This is a genomic window from Citrobacter sp. Cpo065 (assembly GCF_030332805.1).
Taxonomy (GTDB): domain Bacteria; phylum Pseudomonadota; class Gammaproteobacteria; order Enterobacterales; family Enterobacteriaceae; genus Citrobacter; species Citrobacter portucalensis.
Genome location: NZ_JAOWHC010000002.1, coordinates 1 through 203 on the forward strand (window position 1 = coordinate 1; position 203 = coordinate 203).

Genomic DNA, 203 nt, shown 5'->3' on the forward strand with positions numbered 1-203 from the left:
CACACTGGGTTTCCCCATTCGGAAATCGCCGGTTATAACGGTTCATATCACCTTACCGACGCTTATCGCAGATTAGCACGTCCTTCATCGCCTCTGACTGCCAGGGCATCCACCGTGTACGCTTAGTCGCTTAACCTCACAACCCGAAGATGTTTCTTTCGATTCATCATCGACTTGCAAAAATTTGAGAGACTCGAACACAC

General features: G+C 48.8%; 1 rRNA gene. It reads right to left on the minus strand.

Annotated features, from left to right (window positions below):
- Nucleotides 1-136: ribosomal RNA gene (locus OGY68_RS00005) — 23S ribosomal RNA — on the minus strand; the annotation flags it as partial.
- Nucleotides 137-203: the final 67 nt, after the last annotated feature.